We start from the raw sequence: 24,114 nt of genomic DNA, 5'->3' as shown, positions 1-24,114 counted from the left end.
GCTTAGATCATTTCCTCGCCACCCTTGCCACCGAGGACAATTTCGCCGGCTTCGGCCATACGACGGGCAATGGTGAGGATTTCTTTCTGCGCGGTTTCGACGTCGCTGACGCGCACCGGGCCTTTGGCCTCGAGGTCGTCGCGCAACAGTTCGGCAGCACGTTTGGACATGTTCTTGAAGATCTTCTCTTTGACGCCTTCGTCCGAACCCTTGAGGGCCAGCACCAGCACGTCCGAGGACACTTCGCGCAGCAACGCCTGAATGCCACGGTCGTCGACATCGGCGAGGTTGTTGAACACGAACATGAGGTCTTCGATCTGACCGGACAGGTCTTCGTCGACTTCGCGGATCGAATCCATGAGCTGGCCTTCGATCGAGCTGTCGAGGAAGTTCATGATGTCGGCCGCACGCTTGATGCCACCCAGGGTGGTGCGCGAGGCATTCGAGTTGCCGGAGAACTGCTTCTCGAGAATCTGGTTCAGCTCTTTCAGTGCTGCTGGCTGTACGGTGTTCAACGACGAGACGCGCAGGATGATGTCCAGACGCACCTTGTGGTCGAAGTTGCCCAGCACTTCACCGGCCTGATCCGGGTCGAGGTACGCCACCACGATCGCTTGAATTTGCGGGTGCTCGTAACGGATCACGTCAGCAACGGCGCGCGGCTCCATCCATTTCAGGCTGTCGAGGCCACTGGTGTTGCCACCGAGCAGGATGCGGTCGATCAGGCCGTTGGCCTTGTCTTCACCCAGGGCCTGAGTGAGCATTTTGCGCACGTAGTCGTCGGAACCGACGCCGAGGCTGGTCTGGTCGCCGACGATATCGACGAACTCGCTCATGACCTGCTCGACCTGCTCGCGATGGACGTTGCCCATCTGGGCCATGGCCACGCCGACACGCTGAACCTCTTTCGGGCCCATGTGGCGCAGCACTTGTGCGGCGTCGGTCGAACCCAGGGACAGCAGCAGAATCGCGGCTTTGTCGACCTTGGTCAGTTTGACGGTAGCGGCTCGGTTATCACTCATCTGCGTTAATCCACTCTTTCACGACCTGAGCCACGCGACCCGGATCCTCGGCCACCAGACTCTTGATTGCATTCAACTGCGCGTCATAACCCTCACTTGGGCTCGGCAACAGAATGCTCTGCGGACCACCGAGGCTTACGCGGTCGTTGGCCAGGTCGCCGTCCAGGCCGCCCATCCCACCGAGTTCCACGTCGCTGCCCAGACCGGCCAGCTCCTTGCCTTTGCCGCCGCCGGTGATGTTGTTGAGCACCGGACGCAGCACACCAAACACCAGCACCAGGATGAACAACACACCCAGCACTTGTTTGACGATGTCCCAGAACCATGGCTGGGAGTAGAACGGAATATCGGCAATCACTTCGCCGCGCTCGGCGGAGAACGGCATGTTGATCACGCTGACGCTGTCGCCACGACTGGCGTCGAAACCGACGGCGTCCTGGACCAGACGGGTGAAACGCGCCAATTCGTCGGCGCTCCACGGCGCGCGTGTGGTTTCGCCGTTGGCCGCGTTGACCTTGACCTGATCGTCGACCACCACCGACACCGACAGGCGATTCAGGCGACCCTGCTGCTGTTTGGTGTGGCTGATGGAACGGTCGAGTTCGAAGTTCTTGGTCGATTGTTGACGCTTGTCTGCCGGGTATGGCGCGAGCATCGGCTGGCCGGTGGCCGGGTCCATGATCTGCTGACCGTTGGCGTCAACCAATGGCTGGCCTGGCTGCACCATAGCGGCCGGCGCGGCGGCGCCACCGGTGGTTTGCGGCGCCGAGGCTGGCGACGGCGGCTGGTTGCTCAGGGCACCCGGCACACCTTGCGGGCCATTGCTGGCGGTGCGTTGTTCGTTGACCGACTGCTCGCTGCGCAACGCCGGTTGATCCGGGTTGAACTGCTCGGCAGTCGACTCGACGGCATTGAAATCGATGTCGGCCGAGACCTCAGCCTTGTAGCGATCATTGCCCAATACCGGCTGCAGAATGTTGTGCACTCGCTGGGTGAGCATGCTTTCCATGCGGCGGCTGTAATCGAACTGCTTGCCGGCCATGGTCATTTCGGAGTTCTCCGCCTGATCAGAGAGCAGGTTGCCCTTCTGGTCGACGACGGTGATCTGCGACTTGCTCAATTCAGGAACGGAGGTGGCCACCAGGTTAATGATCGCCAGCACCTGCCCCGGCTCCAGCGAACGACCGGAATACAACTCGACCAGAATCGAAGCACTTGGCTTGCGTTCATCACGCACGAACACCGAACTCTTCGGAATCGCCAGGTGCACGCGGGCACCCTTGACGTTGTTCAAGCTGGAGATGGTCCGCGCCAGTTCACCTTCGAGGCCACGACGGTAGCGCGTCGCTTCCATGAACTGACTGGTGCCCAGCCCCTGTTCCTTGTCGAGGATTTCAAAACCGATGTTGCCGTCGCTGGGAGTGACACCAGCAGCGGCGAGTTTCATCCGCGCACGGGACAGGTCATCGGCCTTGACCAGCAAGGCGCCGGAGTTCGGTTCGACGGTGTAAGGAATGTCAGCAGAGGCCAGGGTGTCCATGACCTGCTTGGCGTCCATGCCGGCAAGACTGCCGTACAACGGACGGTAATCCGGCTGCTGCGACCACAGCACCACGGCAAAGCCAATCGCCACGCTCGCAGCCAGGCCGACCAACAGGCCCACCTGACGCAGCATGGTCATCTCGGAGAGGTTTTCCAGGAAGGACAGGCCGAACAGCGGCGGTTTGCCGTCTATCGGGGTGGCCTTGGCCGGAACGTTATCGGCGACTGCTTCTGCCATGACTCAATCTCGTCCTTAAACCGGCATCTGCATGATGTCTTGATAAGCCTGAACCAGCTTGTTGCGCACCTGGGTCAGAGCCTGGAACGACACGCTGGCTTTTTGCGAAGCGATCATCACGTCCGTCAGATCGACGCCGCTCTTGCCCACTTCGAATGCGTTGGCCAACTGAGTCGACGCGGTCTGGGTATCGCTGACCTTGTTGATCGCCTGACCGAGCATGTCGGAAAAGCTGCTGCCTCCCAACTCAGGGACAGCGGTCGTCGATTTCGGCGCAGACATGGCATCCAGCTTCATGGCCTTCATGTCTGTCATCAACCGATTAAATTCAATACCTTGGCTCATGGTCTACTCTCTTGGGCGGCCCGCAATTTTTTGACACTCACTCGGCGGGTACACAGGTATTAGCAACAAGGGTGCCAGCTCATGGGCACCCCTTTCAGAAAAGCGTTTTCAAATCGTTGCGCCAGACGTCAGGTGGCGAACAGATAACCTTCGACGTCCATCCCGGCATCGCGCATTTGCGCCAGCTTGTAGCGCAGGGTGCGCGGGCTGATACCGAGCTTTTCCGCCGCCTCTTTACGTCGGCCGCGCTCGGCGCGCAGGGTGTCGATGATCATCTGAAACTCCCGGCGCCGCAGGTCATCGCCCAATGCACCGGCCGAATCCGCTTCGATTTCCACCTCGCGAAGCACCGCTGACACCGGCGCGACGACGGGCATCGCGGTGTACGTCACGGGACCGGCCAGACAGAAATCCTGCGGCTGAATCAAACCGCCCTGCTGCAAGATCAGCGCACGCTGAATGGCGTTATCCAGCTCACGCACATTGCCCGGCCACGGGTAAGCGGTCAGGCACGTCTGCGCTTCAGGCGAGAGTTTCGCCGCCGCGTGCTTCATTTTATTGACGTGTTTGGCCAGCAACCTTTCGGCCAGCGGCAGGATATCGGCAGTGCGCTCGCGAAGTGGACGCCAGGCCAAGGGGAAAACCGACAGACGGTAAAAAAGGTCTTCACGGAAACGCCCCGCCGCCACTTCGCCCGCCAGATCACGGTTGGTGGTGGCGACCACGCGAATATCCAGGGCAATCGGTTTACGTGCCCCGACGCGCTCGACCTCGCGCTCCTGCAACACGCGCAGCAGTTTGGCTTGCAGGCCGAGGGGCATTTCGGAGATTTCGTCGAGCAACAGCGTGCCGCCGTCGGCTTGTTCGAACTTGCCGGCCTGCGCCGCGATGGCGCCGGTGAACGAACCCTTCTCGTGGCCGAACAACGTGGCTTCGAGCATGTTGTCCGGGATCGCCGCACAGTTGATCGCAATGAACGGCTGGCTGGCGCGATGGGATTGCTGGTGAATGTAGCGCGCCAACACTTCTTTACCGGTGCCGGATTCGCCGGAGATCAGCACTGTCGAATCGCTGCGCGCCACCCGCGCTGCCAGCTCCAGCAACTGCGCACTGGCCGGCTCGACGGCCACCGGACCGTCGCCGTCGCTTGTGCCAATACTGCCTAGCGCATGCCGTGCCACCAGATCCAGCAAGGCCTTGGGTTCAAACGGCTTGACCAGATAGTCGGCCGCGCCCTGGCGCATCGCATCGACCGCACGCTCGACCGCGCCGTGCGCCGTCATCAGCAACACCGGCAATTGCGGTTGGCGGGCCCGCAACAGCGAGAGCAACTGGTGACCGTCCATGCCCGGCATGTTGACGTCGCTGACCACCAGATTGAACGCCTCACGCGCCACCGCCGTCAGCGCGTCTTCAGCGCAACCGACCGCGTGGTAATCGTGCCCGGCCAGCAACAACGTATCGGCCAGCGCCTCGCGCAATGAGCGGTCATCCTCGACCAGCAAAACCTTGATGCCCATGTCTTTTACTCAGCTCCGTGTACAGCGGAAAACAGCGGCAGGATCACCTGCGCGCACGTGCCGCGCCCGACCCGCGAACGCAGCAGCAATTCTCCCTGATGCGCACGGGCCACAGCCTTGACCACGGTCAGGCCGAGGCCGGTGCCGGTGACTTTGGTGGTAAAAAATGGCTCGCCAAGCCGCGCCAGAACCGCAGGCTCGATGCCGCTGCCACTGTCGCTGATACTCAGATGCAGGTTGTTGTCACGGGTGTAGCAATGCACTTTCAGGCGGACGTCGCCGACACTGGCCTGAATGGCGTTTTCGATCAGGTTCAGCAGCGCTCCAACCAGCGTGTCGCGGTTGCACAGCAGCTCACCGGCATGACTGTCGCATTGCCAGCGGATGGGCAGATCCTGGACATGCGTCAGCGCTGCCGCTTGCAGCGCCTGCATTAAGGTATTCGGGGTCAGGCGATCGGTCAGCGGCAACTCACCGCGAGCGAAGACCAGCATGTCGCGCACTTGGTGCTCGAGTTCGTGCAGGCGCTCTTTCAGGCGCCCGGCGAAACGCTGCTGGGTGGCGACCGGCAATTGCTGCTCAGTCAAATGACTGGCATAGAGCAATGCAGCGGATAGCGGAGTGCGGATCTGATGGGCCAGCGAGGCGACCATACGCCCCAGCGAGGACAAGCGCTCGTGGCGTGCCAGTTGATCTTGCAGATGACGGGTTTCTGTCAGGTCATTGAGCAGCACCAGTTGCCCCGGCTCGGCATCCAGCGAACGGGTGGCGATAGACAGGCGTCGACCATTTTTCAAGGAAACTTCATGACCGTCGTCTTCGCGCGGGGCAAAGCAACGCGCAATCACATGGCGCCACAGCTCGCCCTCAAGCGGCAAGCCGAGCAGTTCGATAGCGGCAGGATTAGATTCGCGCACCATGCCGTGACCGTCGATGACGATGACGCCACCGGGCAACAGATCAAGGAGGTTTTGCAGGCGGTTGGCCAAGCGTTCTTTTTCCGCCAGCTCCTGCATGCGCTGGGCACTGACGACTGCGAGCTCACCCTTGAGCTCGGTTACCCGTGCCTCAAGCATGCTGTAGGAGTCCGTCAGCTGGCTGGACATCTGGCTGAACAGCTCGAATGCCTGCTCCAGGCCCTGTCGGCTTGCCTGCTCTACGGAGGACGGCTGCCCCTCGGGACTGGAGGCAGTAGACATCTGGGCGTGGGGCATTGTGCTTTCTCGCTTGGCTGACCGTCAGTTAAACGGAACGTTGCGAGGGCTGTAGCAATACCCGTGCCTAAAAAAAACTGCTTATAAATGAAGCAGTTGAAAAACAGGCGTCAATCCTCCGCCTGTTCATCTCCATCGCGCCGGCTCATGCCGTACTTGCGCATCTTCTCCACCAGGGTGGTGCGACGGATACGCAGGCGCTCAGCCGCACGCGCCACAATGCCATTGGCATCGTCCAACGCCTGCTGAATCAGGCCTTGCTCCAGACCACCGAGGTAGTCTTTCAGGTCCAGGCCTTCCGGCGGCAGCATGGCGTTGGCGGTGAAGTCCGGCGTATGGCCGTTGATCGCCACGCGCTCTTCGAGATCGCTGCGCAGGCTGTCGACCATTTGCTCGTCTTCGTCGTCGACATAGCGGAATTTCTTCGGCAGCTCGACCACGCCGATCACCCCGTACGGATGCATGATCGCCATGCGCTCCACCAGGTTGGCCAGCTCGCGGACGTTGCCCGGCCAGCCGTGACGGCACAGCGACATGATCGCTGCCGAGTTGAAGCGGATCGAACCGCGCTTCTCGTGCTCCATGCGCGAGATCAGTTCGTTCATCAGCAACGGAATGTCTTCGACGCGCTCACGCAGCGGCGCCATCTCGATCGGGAACACGTTCAGGCGATAGTAAAGGTCTTCGCGGAAGGTGCCGATCTCGATCATGCTTTCGAGATTCTTGTGGGTCGCGGCGATGATGCGCACATCGACGCTCTGGGTCTTGTTGCTGCCCACGCGCTCGAAGGTGCGCTCCTGCAGGACGCGCAGCAGCTTGACCTGCATCGGCAGCGGCATGTCGCCGATTTCGTCGAGGAACAGGGTCCCGCCATTGGCCAGTTCGAAGCGGCCGGCACGGCTGGTGATCGCGCCGGTAAAGGCGCCCTTCTCGTGACCGAACAATTCGCTTTCGAGCAGCTCTGCCGGGATCGCCCCGCAGTTGACCGGCACGAATGGTGCGTCGCGGCGCTTGGAATGGTAATGCAGGTTGCGCGCAACCACTTCCTTGCCAGTGCCGGACTCACCGAGGATCAGTACGCTGGCATCGGTGTCGGCGACTTGCTGCATCATCTGGCGCACGTGCTGAATCGCACGGCTGGTGCCGACAAGACTGCGGAACAGATTGGGTTCGCGATGACGACCGCGCTCGCGTGCCTGGTCGTACATCTCGCGATAGACCTGGGCACGGTGCAGGGAGTCGAGCAATTTGCTGTAGCTGGGAGGCATTTCGAGGGTCGAAAGCACTCGGCGACGCTGGTCTTCAGGCAAGTCAACGGAAGAATTATCGCCCATCAACAAAACCGGAAGGAACTCATCCCAGGTTGAGAGTGTCTTTAGCAAGCCCAAAAGCGCACCAGGAGCATTAACGGTCCCGATCAGTACGCAAATGACCTCACGACTAGACGACAAAGAGCCGACTGCCTGCTGCCAGTCATGGCTGCCGCAGGGTAAATTTTCTTCGCCAAGAAAATTTAGAATCACCGCAAGGTCGCGGCGGCGGACGCTATCGTCATCGATCAGCAGAATTTTGGTTTCACGCCACATGCAATAGCAACTTCCCTAGTCAACTCAATGCCCAAAATAAGGGGCAAGCGAGACGCTTGCAGGACACCATGTGCCTGTAGACGCCTGAAATCTGAAAACAGCCACTAGTTAAGTCAAAAAACCGTGCACAGTCAAATTTATGGCGCACATGTCTGGATTAACTGGGGGTTAATTAACCAAACAGATGGTAAACCTTTGCCGCCTTTTGCGCTTGGGTGATCTGCGACATCTCGTTGGCTATCGCCTGCCGCTCACCCATGGCCACCTCGAGAAGCTCCTTGTAGACGTGGAGCAACTCCTCAAGGTTGTCGCGCAACGCGACCTCGTCCAGCGCAGCCTCAGCCATGACGTCTTCCATGCAGGAACGGCAAGCCAGATCCAGTTCACCAATGGCTTCCCAATTGCGTTCAGCGAGGGCAGTAACCAACGCTTCTCGGGTATCGGCGATTCGCTGCAATACAAGACTCATGACGATCTCCTTTAAAACTGCGGAGCAGGCACAGGGGCAATAGCATCCCAGCCTTCCTTGACCGTGCTCAGCAAGCCGGCAACCTCATCAAGAATGCGCAGGTCGCTGCTGATGTTCGCCTCGGCGAGGCGCTTCATCATGTAGATATACAGCCCATCCAGATCAGCCAGGGTATCTGCGCTGTTTTCCAGATCAAGGCCTTCACGCAGACCGCTGACAATGCCAATCGCCTTGCTGATCGAAGTGCATTTGCCAGGAATGTCCTTGCGCTCGATGGCGCCTTTGGCCTGAGCGATACGGGCCAGACCACCTTCCATCAACATTTGCACCAGACGGTGCGGGCTCGCTTCGGATGTCTGAGCGTGTGCGCCGACTTTCTGATACTGCCGAAGGGCTAACATCGGATTCATGTTCTACCTCATTGCCACAATGACTCGTATAACCAGTGTATCGCCAACGAATCACAGAACTTTAGATCAAAAGACAAAAACCCGGCGCACGCCGATGAAGCGTAGCCGGGTTTTTGTCGTGCCCGCCTTTTACTTCGCGGACTGCTGAGCGTTCAGCGAGCTGAAGAACGACGTAATGTTGCTCGCCGTAGCCTTCATCTGCCCTACCAGCAAGTCCATGGCGTTGTACTTGGCCGTCAGCGTTGCCGTCAGGCTGGTGACGCGAAGATCCAGGGCTGTCTGCTGCTTTTGCAGAGCAGTGGTTCGACTCGTCAGGTTGGTACTGCGCTGATCAAGCAGACCGCCCGTTTTCGAATACGGATCAAGCGCGGTATTCATGCGCGACAACAAGCCGTTTTTGGCGTCGGTACCGCTGAACAACTGCTGAACCTGACCGGCCATGCCCGGGGTTTCCATGCGCGTTTTGAACACCGCGGTGTCGAGCGTCAGCAAACCGGTTTTGCTGTCAGTCAGAACACCCATCTGCGACAGCACGGTCAATTGCCCTGGCCCGCCCGCCCCTGGAGCGGTCAGTTGAGCACGCACATCCGCCATCAGCGAACGCGGCAATGCATCACCAGTGAACGCCGCAGACACCGTCAGATTGCCATCCTCGTCCGCCGTAGCCTTGGACAGCGTGTCAACGGTTTTCTTCAGGGTGTTGTAGGAATCGATGAACGACTGCAGAGACGTCTGGATGCCTGTTGTGTTGGTCGCTACCGAGACGGTCGCAGCGGTTTGCTTACCACTCGCGTCCACAGGACTGGCGGTAACAAGATTCAGCGTCATGCCGCTGATTGCACCGGTCACCGTATTGGACTTGCTGGTGACAGTCAGCCCGTCGATGGTCAGGATTGCATCCTTGGCCACATCTTCGACCGCACCCGATGCACCCGCCGCAGGCGAACTGCCCATTGGCTGAGTCCCATCGATTTCCAGACCCGCGATACCGCTGACCTTGAGGTCCATGCCCGCGCCGGTCTTGTTCGAACTGAGCACCAGGCGCGAGGCACCTGTGCTGTCAGTCACGATGTTGGCAGAGATACCATTGGCCGACTGCGCGGTGTTGATCGCGTCTCGCGTCGACTGCAAGGTGGCATTGGCCGGAATCGTGACAGGGTAATCAGTGCCATTCTGAGTGATTTTCAGAGTACCACTCGGAATGGCACTGGTGGCACCGCCGGCAAAGGCGGCGCTGGCTACTTTCGAGCCGGTGGCCAGGTTCTTCACGACAACACTGTAGGTACCAGGCACGGCAGTCTTGTCCGACGTTGCACCGAGCACAGCCGGGGTGTCCGACGTCGCGGTGAAACCGGCGAACGCAGGGCTCGACGCACTGTTCAGGTCAGTCATCGACTTCTGGAACGCGGCCAGCGCACTTTTCAGCGAACCAACACCGGAAATCTTCAGCGAGTTGGTTTTCGTCTGCGTGTCGATCTGGGTCTGCTTGGCAGACTTGTCGGCGTTTACCAGCGCGGTCACGATCGCGCCGATGTCCAGGCCGGAACCCAGTCCGGAACCCGGTAGAATTGGACTTGCCATGTGCATCTCCCTTCAGATTGTTGCCATTCTTTTGACCGTTACACGCATCTTGAGAACGGACAAACATAATTCATGCCAGCTATCAGACTTTGGCGTCAAACAATACGTGACTCGCATTGGCGAGGCTGTCTGCCAGCTTGAGGGCTTCTGCGGAGGGAATCTGTCGTACGACCTCACCCGTCTCGCTTGCGATCACCTTGACGATGACCTTTCCGGAATGCTCATCGATCGAGAACTCCAGATTGCGCTTGATCGATTGGACGAACTTCTCGATCTCCTGCACTGCCAGTTTCAGCTTGGCGTCATCCGTGCCCTGACTTTTCCTGTCAGCGACCGGCGCTTCGACCTTGGCAACTTTTGGCGTCTCTGACGGCTTGTCAGCAACAGGTGTCGCTGGCTTGGGAGCCGGATAAGACACGTTAAGCTTTACGCTCATGTCCATGCCCATCACCTCCTAACGAAAAAAGCGAGAGAGCGCGACCAGCGCACTCCCCGCTCAAACTCATTCCGAAATTACTGAAGCAGCTTCAGTACAGCGGAAGGCAGTTGGTTGGCTTGAGCCAGTACGGAGGTCGAAGCCTGTTGCAGGGTTTGCTGCTTGGTCAGGTTAGCAGTCTCTGCGGCGAAGTCGGTATCTTGTACGCGACCTTGTGCAGCAGTGGTGTTCTCGGTGATGTTCTGCAAGTTCTGGATGGTGCTGGTCAGACGGTTTTGCGAAGCACCCAGGCTGGCGCGGGTTGCACCGATGGCAGCGATTGCAGCGTCGATCGCGGTGATCGCGTTGTCGATGTTCTGCGAAGCGCCAGTTACGGTAGCACCGGTCAGGGACAGAGTACCGCTACCTACCGACAGGCTTACTGCGTCGAACTTGGAGCTCAGTACCAGGTCGATGTGGTTAGCCGAACCGGTGTTTGCGCCCACTTGCAGGGTCACAGTACCAGCCGAACCGTCCAGCAGGTTTTTGCCGTTCAGGTTGGTCGAAGCCGAGATACGGGTGATCTCGTCGGACATCTGAGCGAATTCAGCGTTGGTAGCGGTCTGGTCAGCAGTGCCGTTGGTACCGTTACGTGCTTTAACAGCCAGTTCACGCATACGCTGCAGGATGTCGGTAGTAGCTTGCAGAGCGCCTTCAGCGGTCTGGGCAACGGAGATACCGTCGTTGGCGTTCTGGATGGCTTGGGTGTTACCACGGATCTGCGAGGACATACGGTTCGAGATCTGCAGGCCAGCGGCGTCGTCTTTAGCGCTGTTGATTTTCAGGCCGGAAGACAGGCGCTGCATCGAAGTCGACAGAGCGTCGGAAGCGCGGTTCAGGTTTTTCTGAACGTTCAACGACGTGGTGTTGGTGTTTACTGTTAAAGCCATGACGAATTCCTCGTTGGTTGGGTACTGCGGCTTCCGGCCCTGGCAACCGCCGGGTATGGCCTAGAGAACCTTCGTAATAGTTATCGTCGGGTTTGCAGGTTGCTTGAGGGCTTTTTGAAAAAAATTTGCCATCACCCTGCCACCCCCGAGAAAACAAAGACTTAGCAGTACGTCAGCCGCGATAAAATGACGTCATAAAACCGACTGCGGCGCAAACCTGCGGGCCAGTGCTGTCGGCCTGCTCAGACCGGAACACTTTCCAGCAACTCGATCAATTCGTACTCCATATAATCAGCCAGCCCCAACCAGTCCTGGCGCTCCTGACATTCGAGCATTTGCGCGAGCACCTGCACCCACATTTGCTGGACATCCGCAGACCCCGAGAGCAGCAACTGCTGTGCATCTTCGAAAACATCAACCATGCCCAGCGCTGCCTCGACATCCCGCCCCAGCCGAAACAGACCGGCAGACTGACGGCATTCACCGATGCACTTTTTCATCGCCGTCATTGCACAAACTCCTGATTGAATTGCGTCCCGGCGATCAGCGCACCCGCCCTGCTGCTGTTGAAGAACTCAACGTGCGGATGCGCAGCAATGTAACGTTCCAGCACACACAGGTAACCGCGAAAGTTGAGCTGGGTACTGACTCGCTGTCCCTGCCCATCGCGCACCCAGTGCCGCGCCTGATTCACACCCGGCCCCAGATCGCCATCGCTCCAGCCCGCGTGAGTCTTGTTCATCGGGAAGGCGAAATCGGCGCCAAATAGCGTGATGCGAGACGCGCCCATTTGCACCGCCAGATCGACCGCCGGATGGATCACGCTGCCGCCGACGTGCAGCAGCGCGCGCGGATGCTGTTCACGCAACCCGGCGTACACCGGACTGGCCGAGTAACCGCCATAGCGCTTGCCCTTCCAGGCCCGCAGAACTTCGGGATCGCTCATGGGCAAATACACCAGCGGGATACCGTCAGACGCCTCGAACGGCAAATGACGGAAGCTGATGCGCTGATCAATGGTCACCACCAGATCCGGAACGATCCCGTGCTCAATCAACGGTCGATACGCCGTGTCGACACAGATGAACAGCGGGCGCTGAGCCTGAGTCCGGAGCGCTGCCAATCGTTCAAAGTGCCCTTCCAGAGTCGGCCCGGTAGCGATCACATAGATCTCGCGATCGGTGCAGGTACCAAACAACTGCGCCACATCGTCATCACCCAGCAGCACCGGCAAGCAGTCCTGCAAGCGCTGTTGAATGAACGGCGACTGCGCGTCGAATTCGCGATTGTTAAAACTCAGATGGACTTCATTGACCAGCCGATCGCGAATCTTCGCGTTGTAGTCATCGGCCAGCAACATCTCGGCAGGCAGGGCAAAAAACGGCGTGAACAAGTCCGGATGATCGGCAGCGTAAAACAACTCGACCCGCGGGTCCTCCAGCCACTGACGCTGATCGACCAGTTGCAACACCAGCGCAAACAGCGCGCCATTGAGGATGTGCACGTACAAGCGTTGCAATCCCGTCCGCTCAAGCAGCACACCGGGCAAATCACCGAGACCGGTGCCATAGACGTGCAATTGCGGCTTGTCCGGCAGGCTGGCCGCCTGAATCTGCGCTTCATGGAGGCGATCGTGACGACTGGTGAGCTGGATGCCGTTGATGCTCAGCGTCGAGCCTAGCCCTTCTACCAGTTCGGCCTGAATGGAATCACTGTCTTCAGCCAGCAGTCGCTCGAACAGCGCCGGCCAGCGCCGTTGCAACACCTCGGCATTGGCTTGAAAAAACTCGCTCATGGCGCCTCGCGCTCCCTTCCAGGCAAAAAAATAGCGTTCAAGGTTAACCTTGAACGCTATTTTTGTATCCGCCGTTTTTGCTCGGACTCAAGGGCGATAGATGATCGCCGAGCCCCATGACAGACCGACACCAAAACCGCTCAGCGCAATACGCTGCCAATCGGAATCGATGACGTGTTTTTCCAGCAGTAACGGAATGCTCGACGACACGGTATTACCGGTCTCGACCATGTCCTTGATGAACTTCTCCGGCTCGCCTTCGAAGCGCCGCGCCACGGCATCGACAATCGCCGCACTGCCCTGGTGAATGCAGAAGGCATCGATGTCATCGGCCTTCAGACCGGAATCGTCGAGCAGTTCGTGCAAGTGTGCCGGGACTTTGAGCAGCGCAAAGTTGAAGACCTGACGACCGTTCATGAAGAACACGCCATCGGTGACTTTCAAGTGCGGTGCACCGGAGCCGTCGGTGCCAAACTTGGCCTTGCCCAGCGCCCAGGTCGGATCTTCACCCATCCACGTAGCGGTTGCGGCATCGCCGAACAGCATGGTGGTGTTGCGGTCTTCCGGATCGACGATTTTCGAGTACGGGTCAGCGGTAATCAGCAGGCCGTTCTTCAGGCCGGCAGCTTCCATGAAGCCCTTGATCGCGTAGATACCGTAGACATAACCGGAGCAGCCCAGGGAAATGTCGAAGGCCGCCACGTTGGTCGGCAGACCGAGTTTGTCCTGCACGATTGCAGCCGTGTGCGGCAGGCCTTCTTCGTCACCGTTCTGGGTGACGACGATCAATGCGTCGATCGATTCACGTTTCAGATCCGGGTTGCTGGCAAACAGCGCATTGGCCGCTTCCACGCACAGGTCGGAGGTTTCTTGTTCAGCGTCTTTGCGCGGCAGGAATGCCGAACCGATCTTGCCAAGGATGAATTCTTCATCCTTCTCGAATTTTGCACCTTGTGCGTAATTGTCCACGCCGGCTACAGGAACGTAGCTCGCAATGCTTTTTATGCCAATCATTACGGCTTCCCAATAAAAAACAGCCCAAGACCACCGCTCGCAAGGATTTCGAGGGGCGCCGACAAACAGAAAACGGCCGCCACAACGGGCAGCCACGGGGAGCGCAAAGGGCTATCACTGGAATCGAAAACGAGCCAGGCGCCATCTCCCCGATCAATACAATACAGTGAAGATGCGCGTTATGACTCGCAGGTCACGCTATTTTGCCGAATCGGTGCAGATCGGGTTATTCGACCAACGACCAGTCCAGCGGTGTGCCGCGCTTGATCGGGGCGCGGGCGCGGCGACCAAGAACAGCGTCGGTGTGCTTGGGCGGCAGACCGAGGCCGGGGCGAATGGCGCGCAGATTGTCCCCGCTAAAGGTGTCACCGGCGGCCATGTCGGCCGTGACGTACAGCGAGCGGCGATAGACCAGCGACTTGCGCTCGGCCTCGGTAACGCCGTAATGCACCTGGCCCATGGCTTGCCAGGCGCGCTCGGTTTCCACCACCAGGCTGGCCATTTCCGCCGGTTCCAGGGAGAAACTGGCATCGACGCCACCCGCTGAACGGTCGAGGGTGAAGTGTTTTTCCACCACCGTCGCCCCCAGCGCCACCGCAGCCACCGACACGCCTACGCCCATCGAGTGGTCGGACAGCCCCACCTCGCAACCGAACAGCTCCCGCAGATGCGGGATCGTGCGCACGTTGCTGTTGAGCGGTGTCGCCGGGTAGGTGCTGGTGCATTTGAGCAAGACCAGATCCTTGCAGCCGGCTTCACGCGCGGCGCGCACGGTTTCATCCAGTTCAGCGATGCTGGCCATGCCGGTGGAGATGATCAGCGGTTTGCCGGTGGCGGCCACGCGGCGGATCAACGGCAAGTCAGTGTTTTCGAAACTGGCGATCTTGTAGGCCGGCACATCAAGGCTTTCGAGAAAGTCCACGGCGCTGTCATCGAACGGTGTCGAGAACGCGAGCATCCCCAGTTCCTTGGCACGAGCAAAAATCGGCGCGTGCCATTCCCACGGCGTATGGGCCTTTTCATACAAATCGTAGAGCGAAGTACCCGCCCACAGACTGCCCGGATCCTTGATGAAGAACTCACCTTCAGACAAATCCAGGGTCATGGTTTCGGCGGTGTAGGTTTGCAGTTTCAAGGCATGCGCCCCGGCCTTGGCCGCCGCGTCGACGATTTGCAGGGCCACGTCCAGCGACTGGTTATGGTTGCCGCTCATCTCGGCGATGATGAAGGGCGGCGCATCGGCACCGATCAAGCGGTTACCAATCTTGAAACTAGTCATCGGGGTGATCCTTCAAAACACGGGTGAACGTACAGGCACTCTGAGTGAACCCGGCGTCATGAAACACATTCAACGAGGCACGATTGCCCGGCAGTACCTGAGCGGTAATGGCGGTCAATTGCGGCCAGTGGCGGGTGACGAACGCTTCGCCCCGCGCCAGCAACGCCTTGCCCCAACCCAGGCCGAAACGCCCCTCAAGCAGATAGATCGATACTTCGGCAGCAAACCCGCGCAGGTCATAACGCAGCACACCGACCGGGCCGTCATCGGCTTCGGCGATCAACAGTAAACGCTGCGGATTACGCAGACTGGCGGTCAGCCAGTTGACGTGCTGCGACCAGTCGATTTCAGCGCTCGCCAGCGACCAACGCCGCACCGGTTCGGCATTGCGACCATCGAACAACAGCCGTGCATCCTCTAACGTGACGGGACGGATGGCCAGCACTGCGCCGGCCAGAGCGGCAGCAACGCGCAGCGCTCCGCGTCCATCGACCAGTTGCCGCGAGCGTTCGGCCAGGCCCTGTCGCAAATAATAATTGTCGGCGACGAAGCCGACGGCGTCGCGCAACTGCTCGACACTGACCTGCTCACGGGCGCCCATGAAAACATGTGCCCCCGTTACGGCCATGACTTCGCCGTTGGCCTGCTGGTTGTTCGACACGGCAATGCAAATTGTCGGCAAGCCCAACGCCGCGCGCTCCCAACTGGTGCCGCCACCGGCGCCGACAAACAGGTCGGCTTCGCTCATGCGCTGGTAGAAATCGCTGACAAAACTGTGCAGACGCCAGTTCGGCCGTGTCTCGGCCAATGCCTGCATCTGCGCCCACGCCGGATTATCGGCGCCAGCGACGAAGTCCACCTGCAGCTCGGTGAAATCCGCCAGGGCCAGCATCGCGTGGTGGGTTTGCATTGCGGCATCGAATCCGCCGAAGTTCACCAGTACCCGGTGCGCCTTGGGCTTGATCTCGATGGCAGGGCAGTTGAATTCTTCGCGCAACAGCGCATAACGCGGCCCGAGCAACGTGCGACAACCTTCGGGCAGCAACGGCGCATAGTTTTCACTGAGGCCGGAAAGATTCTGATTGAGCAACAAATCGACGCTGTAGCGCCGGGTGGCAAGATCATCCACCGCTGCAATTCGATGCGCCCAGCGCCGTGCAGCGGTTTGCCAATGATGATCGAGACCGTAGTGGTCGACGATGATCCAGTCAAACTCGGCCTGACCTTCAAGCTGCGAGCCCAGCGCATCAATGTCGGCCTGCCACGGCAGCATCGATTCGATGGCTTGCTGTGGATCTTCATTGGCGTAGCGCTCAGGCAGCGCGAACGTTTCGAAACCCTCGGCGCGCAATGCCTCCAGACGATGTCCCGGCAACCGTCGACAGGCGAAGGCGACATGACTGCCCTGCGCACGCAGCACTCGCGCCAGCGGCAGGCAGCGGGCGATGTGGCCGCTGCCGATGGTCGGCGAGGCGTCGGCGCGAATCAGCACTCTCATTGCAGCTCTCCACCAGCCTTGAGCGCGGCGTAAAGGTATTCGGCGCGTTTCCAGTCTTCGGCGGTATCGATGTCCTGGACCAGATGCCGGGGCAGAATCACCGGCAGGCTGGCTGGCGAATAGAGCACCTCGCCGCGCAACCACGCCTCACAACGGCCCCAATAAAACTGACCGGCATCCTGAAAAGCTTTGGGCAGGTCCTGCGAGCGGGTGTTGCGGAACTCGGGATACAACGCGCGCAAGGCGCCCTGCTCGTCCAGCGTCAATGCCCGTTGCACCGGAAAGCCGAAATCGCAAACGGAGAACGCAAACGACTTGTCTGCATGCCGTTCCAGCAACTCCAGGCCTTCACGTAGATAACGCACCTGCAACAGCGGTGCCGTAGCGTAAATGCAGCAAGCGAAATCGAAGGATGGCAGTTGCTCCAGCGCATGCACGATCACTGCCGCCGTGCCGGTGAAATCATCGGCCAACGCCGCCGGACGCATGAACGGCACCTGTGCACCGTGCGCTCGCGCCACCTCGGCAATCTCGGCATCGTCCGTGCTGACCACCACCAGGTCGAACAAGCCGGACTCGAGCGCGGTGCGGATCGAACGGACAATCATCGGCACGCCGTCGAATGGCAAAAGGTTCTTGCGCGGGATGCGTTTGCTACCGCCACGGGCCGGGATGATTGCGACGTTGCTCAAGGGCGCTTTTCCAACAGGAACCAAGTGATGTCGTCCACAGGAAACTGCGGATCGCGGTGATAGACGAAACCATAATCCAGCAAGTGCAAATCGGCATAGCGATCGAGCATTTCACCGGCAAAGTCGCGCTTGAACAGCTTGCCGCTGTTGCCACGATAGGACACCTCCACCGGTGCCGGATTGTAATACTCGGCGATCAGGATGTAGCGCTGGCTCAACGCGTACAACTGCGCATAAGCAGTCGGCAACAGCTCCGGGGCCAAGTGAATCAGCACGCCTTTACTCAGGGTCAGGTCGTAGCGGCGCTCGCGCGGGAAATCGAACAGCGAGCCTTGCCAGATCTGCGCAATGTCCAACGCCCGAGCTTGAGCACAGGCGCTTTCATTGATCTCGACGCCGAACAGTTCACAGCGCGGCAGCAGTTGATGCAACGCCTGCAAATTGTTGCCGGCATTGGTGCCCAGCTCAACCAGACTCTCGATACCTGCAGCCCGGCTCAGCGCTTTGGCAAACAGCGCCAGGTTCGCCGCCACTAGCGGCTGACCGACATTGCGCGCGACGTACTGGTTGCCGAAGTCGCCCTGCCAGAACTTTTCCTGCTCACTCAAATGACGCATTGCAGATACTCATCCATTGCCTCAGCGGCAATTATTCGGTCAGCCGACGCAATTGCTCGACCACGTAATCCTGTTGCGCATCGCTCAACAGCGGAAACAGCGGCAGGCTGATCGCCTCGGCGTAATAACGCTCGGCCTCGGGGAAATCGCCCTCGGCGAAACCCAGGTCGCGATAGTACGGCTGCAGGTGCACAGGAATGTAGTGCAGATTCACGCCAACACCGGCAGCACGCAAGCCTTCAAACACCTGACGATGACTGAGGCCGATGCGGTCGGTCTGCAGCCGAATCACATACAGGTGCCAAGCCGACTCCGCCTCGGGCTGAGAGCTGGGCAACGTCACCGGCAGATACGCCAGCAAGCGATCGTATCGCGCCGCGAGTTCACGACGTCGGGCGATGAAGTCGTCGAGTTTGCTCAGTTGCGACAAACCCAGCGCGGCTTGCAGATCGGTCATGCGGTAATTGAAACCCAGCTCGATCTGCTGGTAGTACCACGGGCCGTGGCTCGGTTCGCTCATCTGCTGCGCATCGCGGGTCATGCCGTGGCTGCGCAAACGCTGCAAGCGCTCAGCCAGTTGCGGCCGATTGGTCAGCACCATGCCGCCCTCGGCGCTGGTGATGATTTTCACCGGATGAAAGCTGAACACCGTCATCGCTGCGAACTCACCGCAGCCGACCGGCCGCCCGGCGTAGGAGGCACCGACCGCGTGAGACGCATCTTCGATCACGGTGAAGTTGTAGCGCTCGGCCAGTTCGGCAATCTTGCGCATGTCACAGCTCTGCCCGGAGAACGCCACCGCTACTAGCACTTTGGGCAAAGTGCCGTCCTGCTCAGCCTGATCGAGTTTCGCTTCGAGAGCGAACGCATCAAGGTTCCAGGTCAGCGGATCAATGTCGACGAAATCAACCTCGGCACCGCAATACCGTCCACAGTTGGCCGAGGCAAGAAAGGTGTTTGGCGTTGTCCACAAACGATCACCCGGCCCCAGGCCTGCGGCCAGACAGGCAATGTGCAGCGCCGCTGTGGCGTTGCACACCGCGACGGCGAAGTCAGCCTGGCAACGCTCGGCCATTGCCTGCTCGAAACGCTCGATGCTCGGCCCTTGGGTCAGCCAGTCCGACTGCAGCACTTGGACGACGGCATCGATGTCTGCCTGATCGAGGCTCTGCCGACCGTAGGGAATCATGCCGAGAGCTTCGCGTGCAGATCAGCGATCTGCCCGACCGAAAGGAAATGCGGATTGGTGTCGGAGCGGTACTCGAAATCCTCGCTCACGGCACGCCCCTGCTCGCCGAGTTTGTCGACGGCAAAATCAACATCGACGCTGGTAAAGCGAATCGACGGCTGGATGGTGTAGTGATCCGCAAACTCCAGGGTCATCCGCGCATCGTCCAGCGGCACCATCAATTCATGGAGCTTCTCGCCGGGACGAATGCCGACGTTCTTGTGCGGCAGGTGTTCAGCCATGCCGCGCGCCAGATCGACAATGCGGATCGATGGAATCTTCGGCACAAACACTTCACCGCCGTGCATCCGCGCAAAGCTGTCGAGGACGAATTGCACGCCGTGGTCGAGGGTGATCCAGAACCGCGTCATGCGCTCGTCAGTGATCGGCAGTTCCTGTGCGCCATCGGCGATCAGTTTGCTGAAGAACGGCACCACCGAACCACGGGAACCGGCCACGTTGCCGTAGCGCACCACGGCAAACCGCGTTTCCTGCTCGCCGGCAATATTGTTGGCAGCGACGAACAATTTGTCCGAGAGCAACTTGGTCGCGCCGTACAGGTTGATCGGGCTGGCGGCTTTGTCGGTGGACAGCGCGACAACTTTTTTCACCCCGTTGTCGATGGCGGCGGCAATGATGTTTTCCGCGCCATTGACGTTGGTGCGGATGCATTCGGTGGGGTTGTATTCCGCCGCCGGCACTTGCTTCAACGCCGCGGCATGCACCACGTAATCGATGCCGCGCATGGCCTGACGCAGACGGTCAGCGTCACGCACGTCACCAATGAAATAACGCATGCACGGCGCGTTGAACGTCTGCTGCATTTCGTACTGCTTCAACTCGTCACGGGAAAACACCACCACGCGCTTGGGCTGGTATTGCTCGAGCAGGCGCGTGATGAATTTGCGCCCGAACGAACCTGTGCCGCCGGAGATGAAAATCGATTTACCGTTGAACATATGCTGATTCCTGTCCGGCGCGCTTAAGCGAGCAACTGTGCCCAGTTGACCGAGGCATTTTCACCCAGGGTGAAACCTTTGCCGCTCAGCGCCAGGTTCGCGTTGTAAGCCGGATCCTGCGCGAAGACGGCGCTCCATTTCTCACGCAGTGCCGCCAGTGCTTCTGGCGCCTGCGGCAACTCGCCGGTATGCAGCACCTGCACCAACGGCGTCCACACGGTGAGGTAGCCGGCCTGACTCGCCTTGAGGCACAGATCGACATCGGCATAACCCTCGACGAACGTCACTTCATCCAGCCCGCCAAGCGCGTTGAACAGCTCTTTGCGCACCATCAGGCAGACCTTCGACACGGCCGAGTAATTCTGCTCGACGGCCAAGCGATGCATGTAGCCGTCTGCTGCGTGACTTTCGCCGATGAAGGCCGAACCCACGCCGTCGTTCAGGCCAAGAATCAAGCCGGCCTGGGCCACCTTGCCGTCACGGTCGACCAATTTCGCACCGACGATGCCCACTTCCGGACGCTGGGCGTGGTTGAGCAGCGAATCGATCCAGTTCGGGTTGACGACTTCACTGTCTGCGGCCAACAGCACCAGATACTCACCTTGAGCCTGCTCGCTGGCGGCGTTGTACAGCGCGACTTCGCTCAGCGGGTGATCGGCACGCAACACATTGACTTTGGCGTGGCGCAGCGTGCCCAGCCAGTCGTTGACCGCTGCCGACTGATTGGCGTTTGCCGCCAGCAACACTTCATAACGACTGTAACGGGTTCTGAGCAGCACGCCTTCCAGGCAGCGGCGCAGCACTGGCAGATCATCGATGACCGGCACAATGATCGAAACCAGCGGCTGTTCCGTGTGACGGTAATCGATTTGCCAGGTGCCCGGCGCCGTCGACGTGACCTTGGCCTTGTAGCCGCGATTGCCCAGATGACGCAGCAACGCCTGACGTTCGTGGGCGTTTTCTTCAAGCTCTGCCGCCTGAGTGATCAGCAACGGCTCGTCGAGATGCGCCAGACCGTCGAGGCCACCCTGCTCGATGATGCGCAACAGCAGGTCGAATTCCAGCGCTTTGCTGAAGTCAGCCTGATATCCGCCGGCTTCAAGCAACACTTCGCGGCGGATCAACCAATGGCGCGCCATCAGTGCCGGCACGCTTTGCAGCAGATCCAGGTTGAAACCCGGACGGAACACGTCAACCAGCGCGCCATTGTCCTTGCGCTGGATTTCATCGGTGGCCACCGCACGCACACCTTCGGCCGACATCAGCTCCAGACTGGCGCGCAACAGGCCGCTGGCGGTGAACTGGTCACCCGCCTCACCCAGCAGCAACCAATCGCTTGGCGACTGCTGAGCGCTCTGGTTGAGCTTGTCGACAAAGTTGCTTTGGGTGACACGAACAAAGTGCAGGGTGTTTTGTGCCGTCGTCGCCGCCGGTGCTTCGCCGGTGGTGAACACGACAATCCTGAACGCTTTGCAGTGACCTTCCAGCAGGCTGTCGAGCGACACCTGCAACTTGTCGATGTCGTTGTCCAGATCGAGCAGGAAAATGCCGAATTGCGGGCCACCGCCCTCAGTCGCCAGATGTTGGCCTATCGACTCGAGTTGTTCGATCGCCGGCGCGCGAGCCGCCAGCCACTGCAACAGGCGACCGGACTTCATTTTGCCGAACACTGGCTGATGATCTTCGACCAATAGCGCTTCGAGACGGGCGATCCACTCGCGCATGGCTTGCGCAGCGCTTTCGTCGCCGACGATGTCCAGTTGGGTCGCCAGACGTTTGACCACGGTCAGGTTGAACGCATTCAGATCATGGGCCTGCCATAACCGGTCAACCACACTTTCCGCCGTGTCGTTATTGCGCGCCTGCAACAGGTGCGCTTGCCGGGCCCACACGCCTTCCAGTCCTTCCAGTTGCATGCGACCGGCCGGCAGGGTGTGCAACATGAATTCGAACTGCTCCAGACGCTCAAAGAATGCCTGGTTGTAGAACGGCATTTCAACGTACTGCAGCGGGCCAAAACGACGATCCGGCGCCTTCAGTTCCTGGTTCCAGGTCGATTCGATAATCAGCTCGGCAGTCAGCGCCCGCCCGGACTTCAGGCTGTCGGCCATTGCCTCGAAACTCTCCAGGGCAAAGGCCTTGGCCTGCCCGGCATCCAGCCCTTCGATAGCGGTAGGCAGCGAGACGAGAAACTCGGCAAACGCCTCTCGTTCGGCGACCGATTTGGCGTCGACGTAGGTCAGCGAGTGATACACATCGGTATTGTGCTCGGAGACACCGTAGTTGATCTCGCGCACTACGTACGGAATCGGCAGGATGCGGGCCTTGGCACTGGCCAGCAGGTAGTAGACGTGGCCGATTTCCTGCCACTGGAAATTGGTCCCCGGCGGCAACGCCGAGTGCCAGTTTTTCATCAGATCAGTACGGGTCACCGCGTAGAACGGCGGGATGTACTGGTTCATGTAATCGAGGACGCGCTCCTGCGCCCGCTCGGACGCATAGTCTTCCTGGACTTTCTTGTCGCGGCGGTAGTAGTTCACGCCATGAGCCAATGACAGGTACATCAGGCAATAGCCGTGGCACATCCCGTAATCAGGGTTGGCATGCAGGAAACCGACGGATTCTGCCAGCGAATCATGCAGGATGAAATCGTCGTCGGCCGCCAGCACCATGTATGGCGTGGTCAGTTTCTCCACGCCATACGCCAGTTTGGCCTGCATGCCCCAGTAGGCGAACTGCGGCACATGGTGGTAATCGACGGCGTCAAAGTCGCCTTCAGGTCGTTCGAGTGTCGAATCGAGCACCATGATTCTGCAGGGCAAGCTGCTGTAATACTTCACCGCCCGGCGCAAAAACGCCGGCCGATTGTGAGTAATCAGGACGACGGTCAATAGCTCTTCGAGCGGTACCGCCAGTTCAGAACTGTACTTGCCTTGCATAACTTCTCTCCACAACCGGCGACTCGCCGAAACAACGCTTGGTGATGTTGCGAATTAACGGACGCGACGCAGATAGCCGTCCGGCGCCACGGTGATCAACAGCTTGTTCTGCAACTGCTGGTCGATCTCGAAATCCTGGTTCTCTTCCAGGTATTTCCACACGGCGGTTTTCGGGTTGTCGCCCGGGCCCCACGGACGATCCGGGAAGAAATCGGCCGGCATGTCTTCAACCACGGTGTCCATGACCACGCAGTAGCTGTCGACCGACACCAGCGGTGCGTACAGACGCAGCTCCTCCAGTACGTGATCGTGGGTGTGGTTGGAGTCCAGAACCAGAATGACTTTCTTGCCTTTGGCCGCCGCCTGCACCTGGGCAGCAATGCCGGCGTCGATGCTCGAGCCTTCGATCATCTTGATGCGCTTGGCCATCGGGTGGCTTTCGATCGCTTCGCGGTTGTGCGGGCGAATGTCGAGGTCGATGCCCAGCACTTCGCCGTGGCCCTGCAACTCCAGCAACGAGGCGTAGTAGATAATCGAACCGCCGTGGGCGATGCCGCACTCGATGACCAGATCCGGTTTGACCTGCCAGATGATCTCCTGCATGGCCATCATGTCTTGTGGCAACTGGATGATCGGACGGCCCATCCACGAGAAGTGGTAACTGTATTTGTGCTTGGCCGATTCGTTGAAGAAATCGCGGGCCAGACCCGTCAGTTTCTGGTCGTCACCCTGCTGGGCAATCTGTTCCCGGCACTCGGCTTCGAAGGCTTGGTTGATGCTGTTGTCGGTCATTTTAATAAT

At 59.6% G+C, this 24,114-nt stretch carries 22 protein-coding genes; all 22 read right to left on the bottom strand.

What is annotated here, in order from left to right; translation table 11 throughout:
* Nucleotides 1-2 precede the first annotated feature (2 nt).
* Nucleotides 3-1,022, bottom strand: coding sequence for a flagellar motor switch protein FliG (fliG, locus tag AB4O01_RS28365; protein WP_016771079.1), 1,020 nt, complete (start codon nucleotides 1,020-1,022; stop codon nucleotides 3-5).
* Nucleotides 1,015-2,802 (bottom strand): flagellar basal-body MS-ring/collar protein FliF, encoded by a 1,788-nt coding sequence (gene fliF, locus AB4O01_RS28360; protein WP_186624406.1) that lies wholly within the window; start codon nucleotides 2,800-2,802, stop codon nucleotides 1,015-1,017. The genes fliG and fliF overlap by 8 nt, the downstream gene beginning before the upstream one ends.
* A 15-nt stretch (nucleotides 2,803-2,817) precedes the next feature.
* Complete coding sequence (fliE, locus tag AB4O01_RS28355; RefSeq protein WP_007920044.1) at nucleotides 2,818-3,147, bottom strand: flagellar hook-basal body complex protein FliE; 330 nt, start codon at nucleotides 3,145-3,147, stop codon at nucleotides 2,818-2,820.
* Nucleotides 3,148-3,275: 128 nt separating this feature from the next.
* On the bottom strand, nucleotides 3,276-4,667 hold the full coding sequence (locus tag AB4O01_RS28350) for a sigma-54-dependent transcriptional regulator (protein WP_460090185.1): 1,392 nt from the start codon (nucleotides 4,665-4,667) through the stop codon (nucleotides 3,276-3,278).
* A 5-nt stretch (nucleotides 4,668-4,672) separates the two neighbouring features.
* The gene (locus AB4O01_RS28345) at nucleotides 4,673-5,866 is read right to left on the bottom strand and encodes a sensor histidine kinase (RefSeq protein ID WP_175559666.1); all 1,194 of its coding nucleotides are present in this window, start codon (nucleotides 5,864-5,866) and stop codon (nucleotides 4,673-4,675) included.
* Between the two features lie 125 nt (nucleotides 5,867-5,991).
* Nucleotides 5,992-7,467, bottom strand: coding sequence for a sigma-54 dependent transcriptional regulator (locus AB4O01_RS28340; protein ID WP_007920053.1), 1,476 nt, complete (start codon nucleotides 7,465-7,467; stop codon nucleotides 5,992-5,994).
* A gap of 172 nt (nucleotides 7,468-7,639) precedes the next feature.
* On the bottom strand, nucleotides 7,640-7,936 hold the full coding sequence (locus AB4O01_RS28335) for a hypothetical protein (protein ID WP_016984299.1): 297 nt from the start codon (nucleotides 7,934-7,936) through the stop codon (nucleotides 7,640-7,642).
* An 11-nt stretch (nucleotides 7,937-7,947) separates the two neighbouring features.
* Nucleotides 7,948-8,346 carry a flagellar export chaperone FliS gene (fliS, locus tag AB4O01_RS28330; protein ID WP_093439698.1) on the bottom strand — a complete coding sequence of 133 codons (399 nt, stop codon included), beginning with the start codon at nucleotides 8,344-8,346 and terminating at the stop codon, nucleotides 7,948-7,950.
* Nucleotides 8,347-8,475: 129 nt separating this feature from the next.
* Nucleotides 8,476-9,927 carry a flagellar filament capping protein FliD gene (gene fliD / locus AB4O01_RS28325; RefSeq protein WP_093439694.1) on the bottom strand — a complete coding sequence of 484 codons (1,452 nt, stop codon included), beginning with the start codon at nucleotides 9,925-9,927 and terminating at the stop codon, nucleotides 8,476-8,478.
* Between the two features lie 82 nt (nucleotides 9,928-10,009).
* Nucleotides 10,010-10,369 carry a flagellar protein FlaG gene (locus tag AB4O01_RS28320; RefSeq protein ID WP_093439690.1) on the bottom strand — a complete coding sequence of 120 codons (360 nt, stop codon included), beginning with the start codon at nucleotides 10,367-10,369 and terminating at the stop codon, nucleotides 10,010-10,012.
* 71 nt (nucleotides 10,370-10,440) lie between these two features.
* Nucleotides 10,441-11,292: a flagellin domain-containing protein gene (locus AB4O01_RS28315; protein ID WP_007920059.1), complete on the bottom strand. Its 852-nt coding sequence runs from the start codon at nucleotides 11,290-11,292 to the stop codon at nucleotides 10,441-10,443.
* 242 nt (nucleotides 11,293-11,534) lie between these two features.
* Nucleotides 11,535-11,801 carry a hypothetical protein gene (locus AB4O01_RS28310; RefSeq protein WP_460090183.1) on the bottom strand — a complete coding sequence of 89 codons (267 nt, stop codon included), beginning with the start codon at nucleotides 11,799-11,801 and terminating at the stop codon, nucleotides 11,535-11,537.
* Nucleotides 11,798-13,087 (bottom strand): motility associated factor glycosyltransferase family protein, encoded by a 1,290-nt coding sequence (locus AB4O01_RS28305; protein ID WP_460090182.1) that lies wholly within the window; start codon nucleotides 13,085-13,087, stop codon nucleotides 11,798-11,800. The genes AB4O01_RS28310 and AB4O01_RS28305 overlap by 4 nt, the downstream gene beginning before the upstream one ends.
* Before the next feature lie 87 nt (nucleotides 13,088-13,174).
* Entirely contained in the window at nucleotides 13,175-14,101 is a 927-nt protein-coding gene (locus AB4O01_RS28300; protein WP_007920064.1) for a ketoacyl-ACP synthase III, read from the bottom strand.
* Nucleotides 14,102-14,327: 226 nt separating this feature from the next.
* The gene (gene pseI, locus AB4O01_RS28295) at nucleotides 14,328-15,380 is read right to left on the bottom strand and encodes a pseudaminic acid synthase (RefSeq protein ID WP_257357635.1); all 1,053 of its coding nucleotides are present in this window, start codon (nucleotides 15,378-15,380) and stop codon (nucleotides 14,328-14,330) included.
* Nucleotides 15,373-16,878: a UDP-2,4-diacetamido-2,4,6-trideoxy-beta-L-altropyranose hydrolase gene (gene pseG, locus AB4O01_RS28290; protein WP_460090180.1), complete on the bottom strand. Its 1,506-nt coding sequence runs from the start codon at nucleotides 16,876-16,878 to the stop codon at nucleotides 15,373-15,375. Before pseG ends, pseI begins: the two co-directional genes overlap by 8 nt.
* Complete coding sequence (gene pseF, locus AB4O01_RS28285) at nucleotides 16,875-17,570, bottom strand: pseudaminic acid cytidylyltransferase (RefSeq protein ID WP_460090179.1); 696 nt, start codon at nucleotides 17,568-17,570, stop codon at nucleotides 16,875-16,877. The genes pseG and pseF overlap by 4 nt, the downstream gene beginning before the upstream one ends.
* Nucleotides 17,567-18,187 carry a pseudaminic acid biosynthesis-associated methylase gene (locus tag AB4O01_RS28280; protein WP_099758344.1) on the bottom strand — a complete coding sequence of 207 codons (621 nt, stop codon included), beginning with the start codon at nucleotides 18,185-18,187 and terminating at the stop codon, nucleotides 17,567-17,569. Before AB4O01_RS28280 ends, pseF begins: the two co-directional genes overlap by 4 nt.
* Before the next feature lie 31 nt (nucleotides 18,188-18,218).
* Nucleotides 18,219-19,376, bottom strand: a complete 1,158-nt coding sequence (pseC, locus tag AB4O01_RS28275) for a UDP-4-amino-4,6-dideoxy-N-acetyl-beta-L-altrosamine transaminase (RefSeq protein WP_414926750.1) — start codon at nucleotides 19,374-19,376, stop codon at nucleotides 18,219-18,221.
* Nucleotides 19,373-20,374, bottom strand: a complete 1,002-nt coding sequence (gene pseB / locus AB4O01_RS28270) for a UDP-N-acetylglucosamine 4,6-dehydratase (inverting) (protein WP_093439643.1) — start codon at nucleotides 20,372-20,374, stop codon at nucleotides 19,373-19,375. Before pseB ends, pseC begins: the two co-directional genes overlap by 4 nt.
* 23 nt (nucleotides 20,375-20,397) lie before the next feature.
* Nucleotides 20,398-23,313 carry a TIGR00180 family glycosyltransferase gene (locus tag AB4O01_RS28265; protein WP_093439638.1) on the bottom strand — a complete coding sequence of 972 codons (2,916 nt, stop codon included), beginning with the start codon at nucleotides 23,311-23,313 and terminating at the stop codon, nucleotides 20,398-20,400.
* A gap of 54 nt (nucleotides 23,314-23,367) precedes the next feature.
* A complete protein-coding gene (locus tag AB4O01_RS28260) occupies nucleotides 23,368-24,105 on the bottom strand; it encodes a cephalosporin hydroxylase family protein (protein ID WP_093439633.1) in 738 nt (245 codons plus the stop codon).
* Nucleotides 24,106-24,114: the final 9 nt, after the last annotated feature.

This window comes from Pseudomonas sp. S2_E02, assembly GCF_054668355.1.
Note: the sequence above shows the minus strand (reverse complement) of the source record. Positions and strands in the feature narration are given on the sequence as shown.

Coding starts and splice junctions, on each gene's coding strand:
- fliD (WP_093439694.1), bottom strand. CDS start 9,927: ATGGCAAGTCCAATTCTACCGGGTTCCGGACTGGGTTCCGGCCTGGAC.
- pseC (WP_414926750.1), bottom strand. CDS start 19,376: ATGATTCCCTACGGTCGGCAGAGCCTCGATCAGGCAGACATCGATGCC.
- fliE (WP_007920044.1), bottom strand. CDS start 3,147: ATGAGCCAAGGTATTGAATTTAATCGGTTGATGACAGACATGAAGGCC.
- pseB (WP_093439643.1), bottom strand. CDS start 20,374: ATGTTCAACGGTAAATCGATTTTCATCTCCGGCGGCACAGGTTCGTTC.
- AB4O01_RS28260 (WP_093439633.1), bottom strand. CDS start 24,105: ATGACCGACAACAGCATCAACCAAGCCTTCGAAGCCGAGTGCCGGGAA.
- AB4O01_RS28345 (WP_175559666.1), bottom strand. CDS start 5,866: ATGTCTACTGCCTCCAGTCCCGAGGGGCAGCCGTCCTCCGTAGAGCAG.
- AB4O01_RS28315 (WP_007920059.1), bottom strand. CDS start 11,292: ATGGCTTTAACAGTAAACACCAACACCACGTCGTTGAACGTTCAGAAA.
- pseI (WP_257357635.1), bottom strand. CDS start 15,380: ATGACTAGTTTCAAGATTGGTAACCGCTTGATCGGTGCCGATGCGCCG.
- AB4O01_RS28280 (WP_099758344.1), bottom strand. CDS start 18,187: ATGCGTCATTTGAGTGAGCAGGAAAAGTTCTGGCAGGGCGACTTCGGC.
- fliF (WP_186624406.1), bottom strand. CDS start 2,802: ATGGCAGAAGCAGTCGCCGATAACGTTCCGGCCAAGGCCACCCCGATA.
- fliS (WP_093439698.1), bottom strand. CDS start 8,346: ATGAATCCGATGTTAGCCCTTCGGCAGTATCAGAAAGTCGGCGCACAC.
- AB4O01_RS28300 (WP_007920064.1), bottom strand. CDS start 14,101: ATGATTGGCATAAAAAGCATTGCGAGCTACGTTCCTGTAGCCGGCGTG.
- AB4O01_RS28350 (WP_460090185.1), bottom strand. CDS start 4,667: ATGGGCATCAAGGTTTTGCTGGTCGAGGATGACCGCTCATTGCGCGAG.
- AB4O01_RS28265 (WP_093439638.1), bottom strand. CDS start 23,313: ATGCAAGGCAAGTACAGTTCTGAACTGGCGGTACCGCTCGAAGAGCTA.
- AB4O01_RS28310 (WP_460090183.1), bottom strand. CDS start 11,801: ATGACGGCGATGAAAAAGTGCATCGGTGAATGCCGTCAGTCTGCCGGT.
- AB4O01_RS28335 (WP_016984299.1), bottom strand. CDS start 7,936: ATGAGTCTTGTATTGCAGCGAATCGCCGATACCCGAGAAGCGTTGGTT.
- AB4O01_RS28340 (WP_007920053.1), bottom strand. CDS start 7,467: ATGTGGCGTGAAACCAAAATTCTGCTGATCGATGACGATAGCGTCCGC.
- AB4O01_RS28305 (WP_460090182.1), bottom strand. CDS start 13,087: ATGAGCGAGTTTTTTCAAGCCAATGCCGAGGTGTTGCAACGGCGCTGG.
- pseG (WP_460090180.1), bottom strand. CDS start 16,878: ATGAGAGTGCTGATTCGCGCCGACGCCTCGCCGACCATCGGCAGCGGC.
- fliG (WP_016771079.1), bottom strand. CDS start 1,022: ATGAGTGATAACCGAGCCGCTACCGTCAAACTGACCAAGGTCGACAAA.
- AB4O01_RS28320 (WP_093439690.1), bottom strand. CDS start 10,369: ATGGACATGAGCGTAAAGCTTAACGTGTCTTATCCGGCTCCCAAGCCA.